At 60.8% G+C, this 20,857-nt stretch carries 11 protein-coding genes, 1 tRNA gene and 1 CRISPR repeat array; of the genes, 5 read left to right on the top strand and 7 right to left on the bottom strand.

Annotated elements, in window-relative coordinates; genetic code table 11:
* Nucleotides 1–89: 89 nt before the first annotated feature.
* Nucleotides 90–359 carry a 30S ribosomal protein S15 gene (rpsO, locus tag J3U06_RS01135; protein WP_220236320.1) on the bottom strand — a complete coding sequence of 90 codons (270 nt, stop codon included), beginning with the start codon at nucleotides 357–359 and terminating at the stop codon, nucleotides 90–92.
* Nucleotides 360–751: 392 nt separating this feature from the next.
* Between rpsO and J3U06_RS01130 the strand changes: the two genes are divergently transcribed.
* The 4 genes from J3U06_RS01130 to J3U06_RS01115 all read left to right on the top strand — a co-directional run bounded on the left by J3U06_RS01130 (nucleotide 752) and on the right by J3U06_RS01115 (nucleotide 4,112).
* Nucleotides 752–1,081: a DUF4176 domain-containing protein gene (locus tag J3U06_RS01130; protein WP_267444071.1), complete on the top strand. Its 330-nt coding sequence runs from the start codon at nucleotides 752–754 to the stop codon at nucleotides 1,079–1,081.
* 859 nt (nucleotides 1,082–1,940) lie between these two features.
* Complete coding sequence (locus tag J3U06_RS01125; protein WP_267444070.1) at nucleotides 1,941–2,549, top strand: hypothetical protein; 609 nt, start codon at nucleotides 1,941–1,943, stop codon at nucleotides 2,547–2,549.
* A 199-nt stretch (nucleotides 2,550–2,748) separates the two neighbouring features.
* Nucleotides 2,749–2,877 carry a hypothetical protein gene (locus J3U06_RS01120; protein ID WP_267444069.1) on the top strand — a complete coding sequence of 43 codons (129 nt, stop codon included), beginning with the start codon at nucleotides 2,749–2,751 and terminating at the stop codon, nucleotides 2,875–2,877.
* Nucleotides 2,878–2,891: 14 nt separating this feature from the next.
* Nucleotides 2,892–4,112, top strand: a complete 1,221-nt coding sequence (locus J3U06_RS01115) for a hypothetical protein (RefSeq protein ID WP_267444068.1) — start codon at nucleotides 2,892–2,894, stop codon at nucleotides 4,110–4,112.
* A 181-nt stretch (nucleotides 4,113–4,293) separates the two neighbouring features.
* Here the strand turns inward: J3U06_RS01115 and J3U06_RS01110 are convergent, their stop codons facing one another.
* Both J3U06_RS01110 and J3U06_RS01105 read right to left on the bottom strand, forming a co-directional pair.
* The gene (locus J3U06_RS01110; RefSeq protein ID WP_267444067.1) at nucleotides 4,294–5,010 is read right to left on the bottom strand and encodes a hypothetical protein; all 717 of its coding nucleotides are present in this window, start codon (nucleotides 5,008–5,010) and stop codon (nucleotides 4,294–4,296) included.
* A 1,513-nt stretch (nucleotides 5,011–6,523) separates the two neighbouring features.
* Nucleotides 6,524–7,587: direct repeats of the CRISPR family, unit length 28 nt; unit sequence GGATCATCCCCGCGTATGCGGGGAGCAC.
* Nucleotides 7,588–8,706: 1,119 nt separating this feature from the next.
* Nucleotides 8,707–8,780 (bottom strand) — tRNA-Gly (locus tag J3U06_RS01105).
* 392 nt (nucleotides 8,781–9,172) lie between these two features.
* Between J3U06_RS01105 and J3U06_RS01100 the strand changes: the two genes are divergently transcribed.
* A complete protein-coding gene (locus tag J3U06_RS01100; protein ID WP_267444066.1) occupies nucleotides 9,173–9,304 on the top strand; it encodes a hypothetical protein in 132 nt (43 codons plus the stop codon).
* Between the two features lie 163 nt (nucleotides 9,305–9,467).
* On the opposite strand, the gene J3U06_RS01095 is transcribed toward J3U06_RS01100, so the two are convergent.
* From J3U06_RS01095 to J3U06_RS01080, 4 genes are all read right to left on the bottom strand, one after another.
* The gene (locus tag J3U06_RS01095) at nucleotides 9,468–9,929 is read right to left on the bottom strand and encodes a holo-ACP synthase (protein WP_267444065.1); all 462 of its coding nucleotides are present in this window, start codon (nucleotides 9,927–9,929) and stop codon (nucleotides 9,468–9,470) included.
* 305 nt (nucleotides 9,930–10,234) lie between these two features.
* Nucleotides 10,235–10,651, bottom strand: coding sequence for a hypothetical protein (locus J3U06_RS01090; protein WP_267444064.1), 417 nt, complete (start codon nucleotides 10,649–10,651; stop codon nucleotides 10,235–10,237).
* 204 nt (nucleotides 10,652–10,855) lie between these two features.
* Entirely contained in the window at nucleotides 10,856–11,215 is a 360-nt protein-coding gene (locus J3U06_RS01085) for a hypothetical protein (protein WP_220236335.1), read from the bottom strand.
* Between the two features lie 254 nt (nucleotides 11,216–11,469).
* Nucleotides 11,470–20,811, bottom strand: coding sequence for a type I polyketide synthase (locus J3U06_RS01080; protein ID WP_267444063.1), 9,342 nt, complete (start codon nucleotides 20,809–20,811; stop codon nucleotides 11,470–11,472).
* Nucleotides 20,812–20,857 lie beyond the last annotated feature (46 nt).

Genomic DNA, 20,857 nt, shown 5'->3' with positions numbered 1-20,857 from the left:
ATCTTCTGTAACCCCATCCCGGGGTCGACGGCGCCTGGTTCAGTCATGCAAAAGCGCCCGAGCGCTAGGCCCGGGCGAAAGCATGCATATTAGTGGCGCAGTCCAAGACGCTCCACCAAGGAACGGTAGCGGTTGATATCCACCTTCTTAAGGTAGTCCAGCAACCGGCGACGATGGCCGACCATGAGCAGGAGGCCGCGGCGCGAATGATGGTCGTGCTGATGCTCCTTGAGGTGCTCAGTCAGGTCGGAGATGCGCTTGCTCAGCAAGGCCACCTGGACCTCGGGGGAACCCGTATCGCCCTCGTGCGTCGCGTATTCCTTGACGATTGCCTGCTTCTGCTCAGTCGTAAGAGCCACGGCTCCTCCTCTGTTTCTTTCCGTTACGCGGTGCACCGGCCCAATGCCGAAGCGCTCTGGTTCCGCGGGCGAAACACGCCAAAGAACTATTATACACATTTTGCGGACCAAGCAAACAGTGACGGAATCAGCAAAATGGAGGAAGTCAGTACTACGTGAATGCACATGTGCCACTCCGCCAATTTCCCTGCTCGGCCATGACGAATCAACACAATCGATTCCTTTCCCCAACTATGACGCTGCTGCCTTGAACGTGGTTATCGCTTGCACCGTAGAGAAGATGTTGTATTGTGTTACATGAGACGACCGTGATGTACTGCGTAGTGCCACCATAGGTTGTTAAAGAAGTTGAAGGAATGTACCTTCATCCATCCATCAAAGAAGAGCACCCAATGAAACAATCCGATCAGAGCTCCATCAAATCGGAAGACACCATTCTTCCTTTGGGATCCGTGGTGAGGACCAAAAGGGACCCAGGTACCCTGCTGGTTATCATCGCCCGCGCTCCGTTGACAGTCATGAATGGAACAACGGGTTACTTTGACTATGGTGCCGTACAATTCCCATATGGCATGACCTATCCGGCCAAGACGATTTTCTTCAACCGTCCAGACGTGACGGAAAAAGTGTTCATGGGATACATCAATGCCGAGGAACAATCCTATGAACGATCATTTAATGAAGTCACCAAATCAACCGACTACCCCCACCTTCATCTCTGATTCAGCTACCGGCCACATAGGACATACTTGATAAAAGGGAGAGACGGGAGAATACCATGGCGGACTTTTCCGTGGATTACGGTCAGCTTGGCGACATGTGCAGAACCTTGAACCAAGCCGACAAAACTGGGAGTATGAAGTAAACACCATTAACGTCGACAGCGTTCAGGGTGAAGACGGATTAGGGGACGACTCAGTAACCGACAGTACGAATCGGGCCAATGACAACCTAAAACAGCATATGTTGAACCTTCAGCAATCTGTTCACGTTCTTAATCAGTTCATTGAATCGGTAACCATGCAGACAAGCAATGTCGATGACAAGCTGAGCGTTGAAATCAAAAAGCGCAAATAACAAAAATCACATTTTTTGATATTTGCATTGACCGGGATGACACTATTAAGGATACGGCATCATGGGCGCTTCAGATTTGGATTGGTCGGCTCTAGACCTATCAAAGAACCCTGTACCAGGAGGGAAGAGCACAATCGACGCACTGGCCTCGCAGTTTCCCGAGAACGGTAAACGTTGCAGGAAGTGAGTCACTCCATAACCAGCGTTTGCGGAAAGGCACCTGATTCCAAAGGCGATTCAGCAGAACAGCTCCAACAGTCCCTTTCTCAAGTGGCACAGTTTGCCGGACGCCTTTCAGAGGTCTACGGGAGCATCGACCAAGCATTAAGAAGCTGGGGGTCTGTAGTCGACACGAGCCAAGATACCGCATACAGAGATTGCCGAAAGGCAATGAACCTTCGCGACTCAACCGCGAGGAATCGGAAGAAAATCGACCAGGCGAAGCAGTCACTGAAAAGAACCAGCGATAATCTGGAGAGGGCCAGGCAAACCAACGGGGACAGCATGTCGCTGGATACCAATCGTCTGCTTGGTATCATTGATTCGACAAACGAGAGCATAATTCGTTACCGAGGGCAAATTGCCGACGACAATGCCGAAATCAATCGGTTGAAGCTTGAAGTCAGCCAGGCCAGGGAACAATACAAGGACGCTGCCAGGAAAACCAAAAACGAACTTGACGGATGCGTTGATGAAGCAACCGCCAAGGCTATGCAACTGAGCACATTGAACCACTCTTCCACGGACGGCAGTGGTCTCTCAGCCGGTTTTGAAGTACTGAGCGGAATCGCTGAGCTCATGAAAGCCGATCCGGTCCTTATTGAGGGGCTGAAGACCGCAGGCCTCATTGGAGAAGGATTATCAGGGAATTGGTATGCTCCTATTATTAGTGGACTCGTTGAGGGTGGTGATCTTGTTGCACCAGCATCTAAAACAGCCGGAAATATATTAAAAGCTGCAAGCAAAGCTGGGAGGATAAGCAGTTTTGGCAGCTTGGTCGGCGGAGTGGCTGACGCTTCCGGAACTTACTTTGAGCGGAAAGAAGCCTATGGAGAGCATGTTGCAACACAAGATGCTCTTTCATGGAGCTATCACCACAGTGGAAGGAATTAGCGGAGCCGCAACCGGCGCTTATATAGGCACTCTTGTCGGTACCGCCTTCGCTCCCGGAGTCGGCACAATAGCAGGTGCGATAGTTAGCTTAATAGTTGGCGTTGCAATACCGGCATTTGGAAACAGCATTTACGACAACTCTGTCAAACGCGGCCAGGGAGATGGATTGGGGGACCATATTCAGGATAACGTTTGGTGAATGCCGGAGAAAGCAATTCTTGGAATTAAGGCTTACAAAAGGATTTTCATGTTGTATTTGATGGTCGGTTTGCTGCTCTTCGGGGCGGTGCTGGTCTGGTTGTTTGCCGTGGTGTCGTTCAATGCGTGAGGTCGAGGCGGCTGATGGACCGTGTCCTGGCGCCCTACCTCCTGGCGCGGGGCCTGTGCCTGCCGACCTACCAGGGGCACGTGTGGCGGCGGCGCGGCAGAATCGGCCAACCCCGACCTGGGCAGGTCCTGCCCCTGGGATCACTGGTCGTCCTGGCCGACGGGCCCGCAACCGTATCCGGGGCCTGCAGGGGCAGCGGATTGTTCGACGAGCCGGGAGAGGACGGGCTGGTGGTCCGCCTGGTCGGCCAATATGTGCAACCACCCGAACAGGCCACCGGCCCATGGTACGCGGGCAGGATCTGCTCCGTGGGCGGCGCTGCCTGCGGCTCCGGCGTGGTCCCCGGCGGCGACATCCCCCTGCCCGAGGTCGGCGTCGGCCACACTCCCGACCCTGACCTGGTCACCTTCACCCAGGACCAGATCAGCCTCCTGGTCTGGAAAGGGCCCGACAACCCCGTCACCAGGCTCCTGCGCGCCCGCCGGGTCCGCGCCCTCGCCCACAACCACCAGCGGGATGACCCCGTCCGCCGCAGGACACGGCCGACACCGCACTGGCGCGCCCGCCGCCCCGCATGGTGGCGCTACGAAGCCATCGGCTACCTACCCGACCGGTTCACCCGCGTCTACTGGGACCGCGTCCGCAACCAGCCCCTCAAAGCCCCCATGCGCTACCGGACCCCGGAAGCCAGGGAATACAACAGGCAACACTACGCCGCACCCATATACGTCACCGCGCTGATCGTCACCATCCTCCTGGTCGCCTTCAGAATAGCCCGCGCATGGCACCGCTCCAGACCTCACCGTCCCCTCCAGGGCGGTGAGGTCCTCCTGGGCATGCCCCCACTGACCTCTGAGATCGTCTGCTGCTTCCTGGGCCTCGCCCTCGGCATCGGCACATGGGCCTGGGCCACCCACCGGCAATTCCCCCCACACCGCATGACCCCGGCCAGCAGCCGCGAACTCCAAACTGCCTTCAACAACTACCTGATCGGCATGCGATACACCACCGGGACCACCATCCCCTACTCCATCCACGTCCTCGCGTACACCGCACTCGTCCTGATGATGGCCTACCCTTTCATTGACGACTTCTTCACCCTTCCCGAACGGGTCAAGACCTACTTGAACTGGCCCATCCTCATTTTCGCAGGAATCGGCGTGAGCATATCCACCATAGACATCTTCTACAGTGGTTGGATAGCCCACTGCCTGGATCGGGAATTAGCAGAATAGAATCACATGCAACAACTCATCCCCGAAGGTCAAATGCTCTGCAGCAATCAATGGGACATGGCATCGTGGTCTTACGGCCGCTTCTATTGCCGTGGGCAGACGAAAACCAACCTGAAAACCCCAACTCGTCGGTTACAGCATGTCAAGCGACTTATTTCTTACGAATTAGCAACCCTACGAATCAAACCGCGGTGATGAGACCGCCGAAGAGGACAATGGCTATGGCAATCAGTTCAATGATGAAGAACATGGACAGGGCCGACCAGCTGTGGGTCAATGCGTTCCAGGGGGAATCCTTCTTGACGCAGACCAGGATGGCCACAAAGAGGATGGCGAAGACCGCCACTCCCAGTCCGGCCGCGATGATGCCCAGGTTGGCCGCGTTGGCCAGGATGGCCTGGTGCTGGTAGACCACGAAGGTGCTGTACCAGAAATTCATCTTGAGCAGGCAGAGGCCGGCGATCAGCTGCTCTGCGGCTAGCCCCAGCACGAAGACCACCCGCCAGAACCAGGAGGACGACTCAATGATGGACATGGCGATACCCATAAAGGTCAGCACGGTCACCGTCCAGGCAATCAGGGCTATGCCTCGCGGATCCAGGACCGAGGCATAGTGGAGTACGCCCTGGGTATGGTTGATGGCCAGCGAGCGACCGTATCCGTAAGGAATGACAATGGCCAAGAGGACTGCCAGCGCGAAGACGACCCAGCGGACCGGACGGGCACGGCGCTGCTCGATCTCAGCCAGCGAGTATTCCGAATCTGGAATAGTGGCCTCAGGATGGGCCGAAACCCTGTTCACAGCAGTCGCTTCATCCGTGTGCGTCGGCACGGCTACGGAACCAGCTGCATCGCCTCTGGCGGATTCCGCACCATTCGTATCGTCGAATTGTTCCATCGGCGACCACACCTCCAAGTCCGCCACTCGTGAACACATCGCCTACAGCTTATACCGGGCAGCGCACTCGTGCCCAGAAACGCAAAAGTCATCGCATAGACCTGATGCAGCTGACCATCCACTTCAGTTGCCATATTCCCCTGCCGCTCGTTTTTCATCACTAGACGACTAAGACACACATGCACATGCATCGAAAAGTCAAATCCTGTTCAGAAAGCCCCAAAACTAAGAACAGACAAACCATTGACCACTGAGGTTTGGGAACGGATCCACGAATTATCAATTTGCCATGGATGTCCGTTCTCATACCTTCTTTATTCTTGTCTACAATCGCATCATCCTGTTCTTGCTTCCTGCTGTTAATCTGCCTGCCGCCGCAAAATTTTGCCAGCAAACACAGCAGTCGCATCTTCCTTCAAGGCGAGTGCTCTGTCTATATCGCGCGCTTCACCTAGATCCCAGCTTGAATAGATCGGTTAGTAGAACACGTCGATATCCAAAGATCCTGCCTCCTCGATCAGGGGCATCAGTTTTTCTGTGGTCGGATCCCCGTCAATGGTATTCATATAATCATCAAAAAATATGAGTGCTCGGGAGGCTCTCCCCTTTGCGCATTGTGCATACCTGCAGCACGTAAGGTTCTGGCCCAGCTAATCATTCATCCAGTATTTTAGCCCTATTACGATTACAAAGCATGAATCTCTTCGATTATTCGAGTTTCTGATATTGATCTGTGCAGGCGATACAACACAAACCGGAAAGGCTGGACATTAATTCCGGTCTACTGAATATGCCGTGCTGCTGCAAGGATGCCAGCTTGTCGGAAGAAAGAGGTTGCAGTCAACTGTGTATTTCCGCCAGCAAGTTAAGCTCGATGGATGCGAAGGCTCTCAAACATTTGAAGGCGCTACTCGAGAGCCCGATGCCAAGAACAAGTCATCCGAACTCACTGCTCTCCACCTTAAAGAACCCAGCTAGAAGTTCACGCCTTCACAAATTTGAGCAACGGCCACGAACAGCATATAAAGGACAAGACCAAAAAATCTTGGTCTGCGTCCCGAACCACAGCGAAACGCAGACAACAAGTCACCACGTCCGGATGCGGGAAGCATGGCCTAGCAGGCAGGGACACTGAAAGGAGGACATGGATGACTGACATCCGCTTTGATGCCATGATGGCAGTTGCCCGACAAAGCCTGGACATACATCGAGGACGACACGAAGAATGCTCTCACAGCAAGTGAGTCGCCGACAGCCATCGAGAGCGTGCTCGACGCCGCATGCGGCCACTCCAAGCTGATGCGACTTTCCACAGCCCAAGTCAGGAAGATGGCCAACTACCTCTAGTTTCGAGCTTGAACCCTTCAGGGAGTATCTGAACAAATGAGCACCAACTAACCTACCTACACCTAATAAACATCGGGAAGTTTCACTGGTTTTTTGCATTCGCAGCGCGGGCTTAAAGAAACAACAACGGCAGCCGCAGAGCCGATCGCACGCAAGCCTGACTCTGGGATCATCCCCGCGTATGCGGGGAGCACGATGCGCCGATGCCGAGTCTGAGCCGTAGTAGGGATCATCCCCGCGTATGCAGGGAGCACGCGAGGTGCGCGACGTAGCGGCGTTCCGTGTCGGGATCATCCCCGCGTATGCGGGGAGCACTCCTCTGGGACTGGTATTGACGGTTTGCAACGGGAATCATCCCCGCGTATGCGGGGAGCACTTTTACCACGTAACTGTGATGATGAAGGCCGAAGGATCATCCCCGCGTATGCGGGGAGCACTGAAATTTAAGTCCTTGTCTATGCAGGAGGTCAGGATCATCCCCGCGTATGCGGGGAGCACCGACCCGGGAAAGGCATAAGAGTGACCGACGTGGGATCATCCCCGCGTATGCGGGGAGCACTTGTATGTGGATGGGCAGCGGGTGAGCGACGGCGGATCATCCCCGCGTATGCGGGGAGCACGTCCAGGCTGCTCAGGACAAAGCCCAGCAGGCGGGATCATCCCCGCGTATGCGGGGAGCACAAGGATGGAATCGGACGATGGCGCAACAGTCGAGGATCATCCCCGCGTATGCGGGGAGCACGTTGACAGGATTGCCGGCATGTTCGTGCAGGGGGGATCATCCCCGCGTATGCGGGGAGCACTCGATGTCGGATAACGACCATTCGCTTTCGTCGGGATCATCCCCGCGTATGCGGGGAGCACCGGCTGTGGGAGCAGCTGTAGGTGCAGGCGGGCGGATCATCCCCGCGTATGCGGGGAGCACCTCAATCCCAGCGCCTCGCTGATGCGCAGCCCGGGATCATCCCCGCGTATGCGGGGAGCACCACCGGTGGCCGCACCCGAAGCTCAGCTCAGGAGGATCATCCCCGCGTATGCGGGGAGCACATGGAGGACAAGGCCACAGGTGTACGCATGTGGGGATCATCCCCGCGTATGCGGGGAGCACTGGACAGCGTATCTGGGAAGCCATCAGAGGTGGGGATCATCCCCGCGTATGCGGGGAGCACCTGTGGTGCGCTGTCTGGCAGTGGCGCCATTTGGGATCATCCCCGCGTATGCGGGGAGCACGGGGAACGGTCTATTTGCCCCGCGATATAGGCGGGGCCATCCCCCTACAATGTGGGGAGCACACCTCAAGAAGAGGCAACGTGCAGTCAGTCTACACCGAAACCGTGGTCGCTCGCCTGAAAAACGCCTGTAATGCACGCTGCTGACCGCTCTTGAGACCATTGGCAACCGATACGACTTCCAACATCGTCCTGTCTGCCGAACTGCTGTTTTGGACAGCCCAACGAACTAGCCAGGAATTCATCCAAACAGCTGATGCCTTAACCTCATTCCAGACGCGTCTGCACGGAAGCACAACAGCCGAAGCTACCGGTCCATCATGACTGAGAGCGATATGCCAGCACAACTGCACTCGATTGACCTGACCACCGGTTAGAGGCAAGAAATCATGAAGCTTGGCTGCCAGAGAGGAATTCAAGCGGACACTCGGTCAACCTCTACTATCGTCCGGAATATCCGCCCAGCTCTAGGAGCAGTCATCCAACTCATAGGGTGATGGCTCAGGCCCCAGTGCCTGAGGCCAGGCTTGAGCACCGATTCCACTTATTACCGGCCCAGCGCATGCCTAGTGCGCCGCTGTGTCATCCTTGATCAATGCTCTCGGCTCACCCTGTCGCCGCTTTCGCGTCGAGAACAAACTGAGCATGCGCGTGCCTGACACGGCTAGCTACCGACCAAACTCCTGCAGGTCGACCAAATCATAGCCCAGACCCAACACTTGTTCAAACCCGGCAATATCCATGGGTCCGAGTGTTCCCTTATTGACCTCGTAGCAAATCACCCTGTCATAGTTCGAAGACCTTGCAACCTCATAAATCGGTAAAGGCAGCCACAGAAGTGTGCTTATGGGATGAACTCAGGCCGCCCGAACCACTACCTGTTAAACTGCTCATTTCGCCCTTTCTCTACAACGAATTTGAACATACGCAATAGGTCCAAAAACAGCAGCAGCACCTGAAGCAGCAACACAATAAACTTGCCACTTTATGTGCTGTTCCCCAGATTGCGTCTGATATTGGATTGTTTTTTGCTCTGAAATATGAGACGCTTCTTATCTCCTCGGCAAGAAAACCTACGAGATATTCGCCCAATTGCTGAATAAAATATCAACGATTGCCATGGAGCGGGCGACGGGAATCGAACCCGCGTAATCAGTTTGGAAGACTGAGGCTCTACCATTGAGCTACGCCCGCAAAGCCGTTGGCTCGGTAAAGAGCTTACCACAGGGTGCGACATCTCGACTGCCAGTGCCTGTCATCCTGAATGCGATCGCGTTGAGGCCACCAAATGGATCCGCAGGCTCCCCGACCCCGCATGGCAGAAAAGCCATTGAAGCCGGTGCCGGGGGATTTGTTGTGAAGACGGACCCATCGAAAGAGATCATCACCAAGAGCATCAAGGCCTGCAGGGGTGGACCTCAATTCAACGCCGTCAGCACCCGTCAGCTCATTCACAGCCTGTTCGACAGCCGTCCAATGATCAGAAGGAACCAGGCAAGGGCCATGTTGAACTCGTTGAGCGAGCGCAAACGTCAGGCCGCCTCCTGGCCGCGGAAGGCACGGCCAACGCCGCAATCGCCAAAACCATGTCCATCAAACGGTCGACCCTCCTCTCGGCAGCATATGACAGACTGGACTTGAGCCGTGTCCAGCTGGCCCGACTGATGGAGCGGACCGATCTGGATGATCTGAGGATCATCCTTTCCAAGAAGTCGTAGCCTGGCATCTCTTCCTGCCTTGCTGGGAATCCACGCGTCGCGCAAGAGCCGCGACATACGGATCCCACCAGGTAGGCGGTAGTCACAAAAACAGGCTGACATCCCGGATTCAGATTGCCGCCGTTTTCCGAAGTTCAGGGGGTGAACAGCAGAGGCGTTCAACTCACGACAAGAGCCGTTCCAGTATGACAACCGCGGAAGCCAGTCCTGCGTCGTGGGTGAGGGAAATATGCCATGCCAGCCGATCGTTTCCATCAGCGCCCAGGGAATCAGACAGAGCCAGTTGCAGATCTTGCGCCAAATAGACACCAGGTCTGCCCCGGCTATCATCCAGGATCTCAATTGCACCCCAAGGGAAGTCATCCAGGCCATAGGGGGCACCCCTCTCTTCAAGCGCCTCAGACCAGGCCTTCAGAACAGCCTCCTTGCCGGCCCAACGGACTGCCAGGTGCGATTCGGAATCATCGCCCTTGACCCGGGCCCGCTCTTGGGACTGCCGTCGCTCACGGACTGAAAACAAACTGCTCATCCGAGTACCTGGCATGGCCAACCGCTCGGCGAAATCGGCTATGAAGACCAGATCATGCCCCAGTCCCAACACAGTTTTCTCACCCGAAAAACCCATGATATGAGTATGCCCTTGATGGAAGGCCATCGGCAAGTCCTGGGTCGTCAGTCAAAAGCAGGGATTGGAGGTCAGCTTAGATATACACCTGGTGGGACCAGCCTTCCTACTGCCTTCGCGACCAGACCCGTACGGCCCTTTCAAGCGCCATCCCCAGCTTCAGGCGGTCGCTCCACATATAGCAGGCATTCGGCTTCATGGCGCATAAGGCATCTGGTGGCAATACGGTCGGACATGGCATCTCAATCCGGATTTCAATCCTGTTTCATGGCTGCCGTGCCATATCACCGGACACGTCGCAGCCATCAGGAAGCAGGTTCGAACAGGGCCAGCAACCTTGTCCCCTCGTTCTGGGTGCAGGCGAGCTGATGATTGCCGCCGACGATCGAGGACTCGGCAAAGACAAAGAAATTCTTCCCCTGTCCTGCGGGGTAATTGAGGTTTGAAGAGGAGGACCGCATTGTTTTGCCGTCGACAGTGCACCGCCCGGCATCCACCTTGCGCAGGTCCGGCCTCATCGCGAGGAGGTAGACAGTACCCTGCTTCTTGGCGGAAATAGTCACTTTGCCGCCATCCCCGGTCAGGTCGTATGTCTTCATTGCGGCGAATCTGCCGCTGACATCTTCCAGGCTCGGCTCCGAGCGGGTGGAACCCCCGCACCCAGCAAGGGAAACAGCCCCGGACATAATCGTCAGAACCAATGCCAGCAGTCTTGTCTTCATGGCTTCCCCTATCAGGATTGAACCATGCAATGCCCGCCACACTACGGGTATTACCCAGTTGAGACAAACACTACCAGACATTCCATCTCAGCACCAGAGACCCTTGATGGCTCGTCCGGAGTCCGGAACCACTGGTCATCCCCATTGTCAAGGGCCGCCCAAGCCCCGGTTCAGAATTGACTCTGATCCCAGGCTGCCGACAGATCAGAACCGGAAGGTCGGCATGACGAAGGGCTGGCTGATCCCGCCATGCATGAAGAAGGCAATGACGATGGCCAGCAGGCTCATCACCAGGCCGAAGATGACCATGACCTTCCCCTTGTGCCGACCGCCGCTCCGGGCGAAGAAGAACCCCAGCAGGGAGCAGATGACCCCGAGGCCGCCCAGGCAGAGGGCCACCAGATCAATCTCTTTGAAGAAAGAGGCCAGCAGGGCGACGATTCCCAACACCAGGCTGACGATGGCCATGGAGCTGACCGGGCGGCTGTCCGGACCATCGGCCTTCATCTCGCCATGATTATCCAACTGACTACTGCCTTGGTCCCGGTTATCCTGATCAACCATTGTCCGACCTCTTCCCTTCTGGTTGCAAAGAAGGCCATCCGGTCCTCATATCCATCATGGTATGAGCCAGGCGGACTCCGTTGAGAACGCGAATCACCTACCCCGTTGCCATCTACACAGAATCCACCATTATCAGCCTCTGCAACCACCTGCCTGACGCCCAGACGAACAAATCAACCACTGCCAGACAAGAAAACAGCCTGTTCCGGCCCGGCATAAACCGAGCAGGAGCAGGCCGTCGCAGGCCGTCAGGTTCAGGATCGGTCGTAGTATCCGTCAGCACCAAGGCGGGCATTCGGATCCAGGAGCATGGCCTTTTCGACCTCGTGGCCGACGTAGCCGTGGCCGTCCTCGTGGAAACGACGATTGTCAATAGACTCGTAGAGCGGGACCCGGCCCATGCGCCCCTCCTCCAGGCGGCGCTGTCCAGAGGCCAAGCGGTCGTTGGCCCGGTGACGCCAAGCATCAAGGGCCTGCCGACCGAAAGCCTTGAGCACTGCCGCCTCGAAGGCTCCAGGGCTGACGATGACCCCGATGCCGGAGACGTGGCCGAAGCCCAGGGAGGTGACCAGCCCGGCCTTGACCTTGCCCACCTTGAGGGGCTGCTCCAGCCAGACCAGATGGTCGTCACGCTTTAGGACCGGATCCACGCAGTCCAGGGAGGCGTTGGCCGGAATGACTCCAGACCGGAAGAGCTGGGTGAGTCCATTGATCTGGAAGATGCAGGCACCGCCCTTGGCGTGGCCGGTCAGGCTCTTCTGGGAGATGACGTAGAGCGGGTTCCCGTCCGTCCGTCCGATGGCGTGGGCCAGGGTGTTGTGCAGCTCGGACTCGTTGGGGTCGTTGGCGTTGGTGGAAGTGTCATGCTTGGAGACCACCGCGATGTCGTCAGGGGCCACGCCCAGCTTGGCCAGCGAGCGCACCAGATCCGAGTCCTTGCCGCCCATGCCGGCGGCCAGAGCCCCCAGCCCAGGTGCGGGGATGGAGGTGTGAGCGCCGTCCGCGAAGGAGTGGATGTATCCAACTACGCCAGCCACGGGCAAACCCATGCGCAGTGCGATGTCTCCCCTGGTCAGGAGGATCGTTCCGCCGCCCTGGGACTCCAGGAAGCCGCCGCGCCGACGGTCGTTGGCCCGGGAGAAGAACCGGGGCTGGATGCCCTTGGCGTACATCTCGGCGGAATTGGCGGTAGCGTTCATGTTGCCGAAGCCGATGACCGACTCCACGCCGATGTCGTCGATGGCACCCGTGACCACGAAGTCCGCCTTGCCCAGGGCGATCTTGTCGGCGCCCTCCTCGAGGGAGACCGCAGCCGTGGCGCAGGCCGAGACCGGCTGGACCATGTTGCCGTAGCCGCCTATGTAGGACTGCATGACGTGCGCAGCCACCACGTTGGGCAGAGCCTCCTGGAGGATGTCCGTGGGAATCTCCTTGCCCAGGAAGCGGTCCAGGTAGAGCTTGCGCATGGAGGCCATGCCGCCGAAGCCGGTTCCCTGGGTGGAGGCCACCTTGGAGGGGTGCACAGCCTGGAGGATCTCCACCGGGGTGAATCCGGCCGACAGGTAGGCATCCACGGTGGTCACGATGTTCCAGAGGGCGATCTGATCCACATCCCCGACCATGGAGGCGGGAATGCCCCACTTGACCGGGTCGAAGCCCTTGGGGAACTGGCCGCCCACGGTCCTGGACATGGTGGCCCGGCGCGGCACGCGGATGCGGGAGCCGGGCAGGCGGGTGACGGTCCACTCGCCGGACTGCTCGTCGCGGGCGATGCTGGTGTGGTCAGGATCCTGGGCCACGTACTCCTCGGCCATGTCCTTGGTGGGCACCGAGAAGGCCACGTCGTGATCCAAGAAGACGTCCACCTCCTCCTCGTTGGTGCCCTGGCGGTAGTCAGAGCCCATGCCGTCGTCGAAGGGACGGATGCCGGAGCGGGCCACCACCTGGTCGTGGTAGCGCTCGGCGATGTCCTGCTCAGGCACCAGCTCGCCGTCAGTGTCGTACCAGCCCGGCTTGGGGCTGTCCTGCCACTCGACCAGGCCCATGTTCCAGGCCAGCTCGAGGACGGCGGCGGCGCTCAGGTCGACTTGGCCATCCGAATGGATGCCCATCTCGGCCTCGAAGCGGGTGCGGCCGGAACCCCAGGGGCCCATCTCGCCGATGGATACGATAACGATCTGATCCTCGGGCCGAGCGGTCACGCCCTGCCAATCCTGCAGGTCTACCGGAGCCTGAGCAGGCACCCGGGGTGTGGGCAGGGCCTTGATGACCCGGTCCGGATCCCTTTCGGCATCTGCAAGCGCATCCCCGGGCTTTCCGGCTGGAGTCGGCGTCGACGAATCGTCGTCCTGGGCAGCCTCGGCCTTCAGGGCCTTAAGATCTAGCGAGCTGGAGCCCAGGCCGCCGGTAAGGTCGGCCTGAAGCGGGGCCTGAAGAGCCTGCTGGCGAGCCTGGACAGTGCACAGCTCCAACAGAGAATCAGCCATCTGCTCGGTGGAGTAGGTGCGGATGCCATGGCGCTCCACGACTTGGACCAGCGGATCATTGCCGCCCATGAGTCCGGTGCCACGGACCCAGCCGATCAGCGGATGGGCGAAGGTGACCCGCCCGGACCAGTCCTGTTCCGGGCGGGACCGGTTGACGATGGCATCCAGGGCAGCCTTGACCTCCCCGTATGCTCCGTCGCCGCCGAACATGCCACGGTTGGGGGAGCCGGGCAGGACCACATGCAGGCGGTGGTCGACATCGGTGTCCGCCCCGATGCTGGCGAACCCGGCGATCTGGCGTTCCAGGCTCCAGAGCATGAGCCGGGCCTGGGATTCGAAGAGCCGGCCCGAGTCGGCCATGGTCCCGTGCATGGCGGGGGCTGCGAAAGGCAGCAGCAGGGTGGGCTCGTAGGCAGGCTTGAGAACGGTGGTCGTAGCACCCGTGGTCTTGCGCTGCTCATTGCCGACCCAGTCGACCAGGGCATCCACATCCCGGTAGCTGGACAGGTTGGCGGGCACGATCCAGAGACGGGCACCGCCCACGGCATGGCGACGGTAGAGGTCGCGTGCCCAGATGACGGTCTGCGGCTTCAGGGAGTGGCAGACGGCGATGACCGTCGCACCGCCCTCCAGGAGGCCGGCAGTCAGAGATCCCGCGATGGACTTGGATGCCACGCCGGTGACCACGGCCACGTCCTTAGCGAATCGTGCGGCAGTCTGGTCCGAGTCGGCAGGGGTCATGGCCTGGTCGGCGATTCCGCTGAAGACCCGGGCCAGATCCTGCTCGCCGCGTTTGCCTGCCTGCTTGGCGTACCAGACGGCCTGATCATGCACCTCGCGCCCGGCTCCTACGAAGCTCAGGCGGCTGCGGTCATCATCATGCTCGTGGTAGATGTGAGCCAGATCCTCGCGAGCGCTGGCCCAGCGATCGTCGAAGAGGACGGCGCGTGAGGCCTCGAACCGTGGCGCCACCTGCTCGGGCCAGTCGTTGCCCAGCTCGGCATCAACGGCGGCCACGACGGCTGCATCCTCATTCTCGCCGGGCTGGACGGTCGGGGGCTTAAGCCCCAGCTTGTCTAGGAGGAAGCGGGCGGTGGAGGCCAGCACACCCTCAGAGCCAGTCACCTGGGCCGCGAAGGCATCCAAGGCGGCGGAGTCGACCACGGCACCGCCAGCGGCACCACCTGCAGAGGGCATGGAGACCGTGACGCCGTGACGCTGGGCCACCTGCTGAACGGCCTGGTCGATCAGAGCATTGGCCGCGGCCACAGTGGAGACGGCTTCAGTAGGCAGGAGGGCCAGGTCGCCGCCACGCGAAGAGGCACCCTCGCGGGTATCCAGGACCAGGCTGGCTACAGTGGCCGAGACCCAGCCAGCACCCAGCTGCCAGACATCGGTGACCCGCTGCTCAACCTGCTGCAGCTTGATGCCTGATGGGCCGAAGAGGTCACGGATGCGCTCACGCACGATGTCGGAGAGCACCGGGCCGAAGGGCCGATAGTTGGGGGCCACCTTGTTCACCAGGGCGCTCAGGTCAGTCATGCTGGCCTCGGCCGCACCATCCACGCTGGCCACGCCCAGCTCGGAGCTGATGTCCATCAGCAGCTGGTTGCGTCTGGAGGAGACGCCGTTGGTCAGGGTGTCGGTGGTGTCGGTCTGCCCGATCTGCTCGGGGCGAATCTTGGTGGAGTAGGCCAGCAGTACAGCGATGGCATCCGAGGCCCTGAAGGGCAGGTCGGCTATATCGGCGCCCGATGGACCGCCGGTCGCCTGACCCGGAGCCGAGCCGTCTCCAGCAGGGGCCGGGGCTGGAGCCGACTCAGGGGCAGCCGTTGGTGCCGGAGCTGGATCAGGGATGGGGTCCTGGACCGGAGCAGCCGTGATCTCCTCCTCCACCGGGGCCATGGGATCGGTGTCGGTCAGATAGACCCGGCTCTCGTCCCTGCCCAGGTTGTAGACGCTCACATGACGCTCGCGGAAGTCGGGCAGCTTCAGGGTCTTGGTAGCCAAGTTGGCCAAGGTGGGCGAATGGCCCAGCCCTACCTCGATCAGCTGCTCCACGCCCAGACCGCCCTGCTCGGGGGCGTCAAACATGATCGCCTGGGTCTCGATCCAGCGCACAGGAGAGGCGAACTGCCAGGAGAGCAGCTCGGTCAGCAGCAGGCGGCCAAGCTTCTGGTCGTCGGCAGCATACTGGTCCCAGATCTGGGGATCGTCCAGAGCCTGCTTGATGCGTTCGGAGGGAACCGCCTCCAGGATGGAGGCCGCAAACTCCTTGGTCATCTGGAAGGGCCGTGCAACCAGGTTGGGTATGTAGCGACCCTCCAGGCGTGAATAGTCGATGTGTTCGGGCAGCAGGGCATCCAGGGTGTCGCGGAACTCAGGCACCCCCTTGCGCAGCAGGGTGGAGTGGAAGGGCACGTCGATGCCGGGCACATACATGAAGGCCGGCTTGCCGCCCGCCTCCTTGGCCCGGCGGTTGGCATCTGCCCGCAGGTATTCCAAGCCGGCGATGGTACCGGCCACGGCGTACTGCTGACCAGCCAGATTATAATTGACGATCTCAAGGAATTCACCGGACTCCTTGGACACGGACTCCACATACTGCTTGACACCGGAGTCGCCCACACCGAACTGGTTGGGACGCAGGGCGCCCATCCGGTAGTTGCTGCGCCCCTGCTCGTCGCGTTCGATCAGGGAGTGCATGGTGGACCCGCGGTGGAAGACCAGCTCCAGGACCGTCTCCAGGGACATGACCCCGGCGAAGGAGCTCAGAGCATTGTACTCGCCCAGAGAGTGGCCGGCGAAGTAGGCGGGCCAGATGTCCATGCCGGACTCACGCAGGCGTGCGGTCTGTGCGAAGGCCACGGTTGCCAGGGCCACCTGGGTGAACTGGGTCAGGTTGAGCAGCCCCTCCGGATGGTGGTAGGTGACCCCCTTGGCCGTCAGGGTATGCGGATTATCACGCACCACAGCCAGGATGGAGAACCCCAGCTTGCTGCGGGTCAGGGCATCGGCCCGTTCCCAGGTCTCACGGGCGGCCGGAGACTTGGCCCGCTCGTCAAGAACCATGCCCTGCTGCTGGATTCCCTGGCCGGGATAGACGTAGGCGGTCCGTGGTGCTCGGGCGATTGCCGTGCCGCGGGAGACCAGCTGGCCGTCGATCCTGCAGGTGACCTCCAGGACCAGGCCGCCATGGCGGACCTTGCCCACACGCTCCAGGCTGATCTCCACCCTGTCGCCCAGCTGGACCATGCCGTACATGTTGTAGGTCCATCCGGCGATCTCGTAGTGGATGCCCTGCTCGTCGGTGGCTTGCGCCGCGTACTGAGCGGTGGCCGACAGCCACATGCCGTGCACCAGCGGCGCAGACAGGCCGGAGACAGCAGCGCCTCGTTTGGAGGTGTGGATGGGATTGAAGTCCCCGGAGGTGCGTGCGAAGGCGGTCATGTCCTTGGGGGCGGTGACGGTGACGCGGCGCAGCAGCCTGCGGGGTGTATCCACGGTGTCGGCACGGATGCCGCCGTACTCGGGGGCCTCCTGAGGCAGCTGGTTGCTGTAGGCGCGGCCACGGATGGCGAAACGCTCGACCTCGCGGGCCAGCACGGTCCCGTCCTGGGCGGCGTGGACCACGTGGATGGTCACCACCCGGCCGGAGGCGGACTCCTGGTAGGGCTCGGCCCAGCTGGTCAGTTCGATCCGCTGGCCGGTGTACTTCAGCAAGCGCTCCTCGCTGACCTCCAGCTCAATCAGGTGATCCAAATGGACCGCGTTGAGCAGGCCCTCGATGATGGGGAAGCCATCCACATAGACGGATCCCAGGGCTGCGTAGATGGCCGGCCAGGCCGGACCTACCAGGGCGTCAGGGGCGAAACCGGAGGGGATCAGCGCATCGGGCAGGGTGCCTCCGGTGGCCGCCTCATGGTCGAAGCCCAGGTTGGATGCCAGGGTGTAGCCGCTGTGGGCCAGGCCGAAGGGGTGGTCAGGGTCGTCATCGTCCCTCTCGATGACAGGCATGGCCTCCAGCCTGTCGCCGGTGATGGTGGTGTTGCCGATGCCGGCTGTATCGGCCAGCATGGCGTAGACGTCCTTGGGCAGGCGGCTGCGGTCGACCACAGGGAAGAGTCCGACCTGGTCGCTCTTGAGGGTCAGCGGCACGACGATGTCGCGCACCGCATGCCGGTCCAGACCGCCGTCAGGGTCGTCATCCCAGTAGGTGTCCAGATGGATGTCCAGGTCGTAGTGCTCGCCCTGGTCGTCCTGGCCGGTGGCGGTGATTGTGTAGTTGGGGTCGTCCATGGCCGTCCCGTAAGCCGGATTGGCCATCAGGTGGCCCACCCAGGAGATATTGGGGCTGCGGCGGATGAACTCCTGCGCGTCAGCGGCGCCTGCCAGCTGGCTGTAAGCCTTGGCTGGGCCCTTGCCCAGATCGCGCACCCGGTCTATGGCCGCCTGCTCGAACCGTCCCAGAATGGAGGCCACCGGCTCGTCCACCGTGGTGATGCCCGCCACGGAGATGGGCCCGGGGATGGCCCTGACCGAGTCGGCGCCGTAGCGGGGGTCCTCTGACTGCCAGAGCTGATCCTGACCCCACCAGCGCAGCAGATCGTTGTCGATGACCGGCACGAAGGGCATGGGCTTGGGGTACTCGCGCACCAGGGCGGGGAACCAGGCCACGTCGGTGGGCACCACCTTGAGCTCTGCTGCCTGAGGGTAGGCCTCATGCAGCCGACGAAGCGCCTGCTCGGGCTCGGCCACATCCTGCCTGGAGACGAAGATGGAGTCGAACTCGCCGCTCTGGCGCTCGCAGACACGGGCCTCAATGCGCCGCAGCAGGTGCAGGAAGCGGTCGATGTAGGTGTCATCGGCCCAGGGGCAGGCCAGGTCGGCGAAGCGCTGGGCCCAGTCCTGGTAGGTCATGGTCTCCAGATCGCCGAAGTAGGGCTTGGCGGTCTTATTCAGAGCCTCGATGATCTCTCCACGGCGGGTCTCCAGCTCCTCGGGGTGCTTCATGACTCGGACCAGCAGGCGGCCGCATTCGGCGGAGGAGTTCTCCATCTCGTAGATGTCGGCGTGCAGATGGCTCAGGCCGGAGCCTACGCCTCCCACAGACTTGCCGCTGGGCACCCACTTCTCGCCCATGGGGGCGAAGGGGTCCGGATCCGGAGTCGAGCTGTCGATGCCGGGAGTGGCTACCAGAGCCCGCTTGATCTCGGGATTGGTATGGGCCTCCTTGGCGGTCATGGCCGCTGTGCCGATCATGACGCCGTCCACAGGCATGTCCGGCAGGTTGTAGGCGCGGGACCACTGGCCGCTGATGTAGTCGGCCACCCGCTCAGGGGTGCCGATGCCGCCGCCGGCCACCAGGACGATGTTGGGGCAGGCGCGAACCTCGGCGTAGGTAGTCGAAAGCAGGTCGTCCAGGGACTCCCATGAGTGGTGGCCGCCGGCGGCCCCGCCCTCGACCTCCATCAGAATGCGGGTGGGGGCGACCTTGCGGGCGATGGCCACAACCTGACGGATCTGGTCTACCGTGCCGGGCTTGAAGGCCACATAGGGGAAACCCTCCTCGTTGAGCTGACGGATCAGGGTCACGGCCTCGTCCAGCTCGGGGATGCCGGCAGAGATGACCACCCCGTCGATGGGTGTGCCGGAGGCACGTTTCTTGGGCACGATATGTTGGCTGCCGAACTGGAGGTTCCACAGGTAGCGGTCCATGAACATGGCGTTGAACTCGACCGTGCGGCCCTCCTGCAACTGGTCCTCCAACTGGGACACATGGCGGTCGAAGACCTCGGCGGTCACCTGGCCGCCACCGGCCAGCTCGGCCCAGTAGCCGGCGTTGGCGGCCGCAGCAACAATCTCGGGCTCCACGGTGGTCGGGGTCATGCCGGCCAGCATGACCGGGGGCTTGCCGGTCAACCGGCTGAAGGCGGTCTCCACTCGAGGGCCAGCCGGGGTCTCAAGCAGGCGTGGGGCCAGCTTGGACCAGTCCTGGGTTCTGACCGGGTCCTCCTCCATGGTGGACAGCTGCGCACGCCGGGCCTGGTTGGAGGCCTCGACCACGCCCACACCGGTGCCCTGGACCAGGTTGTCCACCAGCTTGCCCAGGGTCTCGCCCGGGCCCAGATCCACCAGCCAGAGGGAGGCGGCATCCTGCTGGTCCATGACCTCGGCGATCCGGCCTGCCCAGTCGGCATGGTTGAGCAGGACTTCCTCGGCCAGGACCCGGGCGCGCTCGGTGTCCAGACCGCAGCGGGAGGCCCAGTCCACGCTCAGATCTACAGCCTCCTTCATGAGCGGCGAGTGGAAGGGCAGTGTCACATCCAGGTACTCCAGAACCGGAGAGAAGGCGGTTCCGCCACGGACCTTGTCTTCACGTAGCTGGAGCTGGTGCTCGCTCTCCTTGCTCGCCTCGATGGCGAAGGCGGCCAGATCCTCCGGGTAGCCGGACAGGACCAGGTTGCGATCCGAGTTGGTCACGGCCACGCTGATGGGGCCGCGAGCGCCAGGCACCCGGTCGACCAGGACCTCCACCTGACGGCGGGTGGCGCCGCGCACCGAGAGCATAGGCGTGGCTTCACCCTGGCGATGGATGCCCAGACGACGAGCCTGGCGGGTTCCGGCCGCGCCGATCAGCATGGCGGTGGCCAGAATCTGGTCGATGGCGCCCTGGGCGGCCTTGAGGGACCCTGCAGCCTGAATCTCCTGGACCATGTGGACGCCGATGATGCCCTGGGAGTGTCCCAGCAGGGCCACGGGACGGGCCTGGGCCGCGTCATAGCCCAGCTGATCCATATCCATGAGGGCGCCCAGCTGCACCAGGGCGATGCCGGGCACACTGACGGCCGCGTCGGCGGCCGGCCCCAGCCTGACCGGGTCGGGCTTGTAGCCAAACAGGTCCAGCTGACGACCGTTGGTGGCCAGCAGGTCGGGCTTGACTGCCCTGAGCAGGTCGGTGGCCGCCGCCATCCGCTCCCTCAAGGCCTTGTCGATGTCGGGATCGCCCTGCAGATCGGCCAGGGCCACGGTCCAAGGGTTGGACTGTCCGGCGAACATGAGCGCGTGCGGCTGCTCGGCGAGACGGTTGATGAAGAATGTACTGGTCATGATGTCCTATTCATAGAGAGTTGGGGATTGCTGATAATGACGAGGA

Origin of the sequence: Bifidobacterium sp. B4142 (assembly GCF_026537325.1) — a bacterium.
In the GTDB taxonomy this organism is placed as follows: domain Bacteria; phylum Actinomycetota; class Actinomycetes; order Actinomycetales; family Bifidobacteriaceae; genus Bombiscardovia.
Note: the sequence above shows the minus strand (reverse complement) of the source record. Positions and strands in the feature narration are given on the sequence as shown.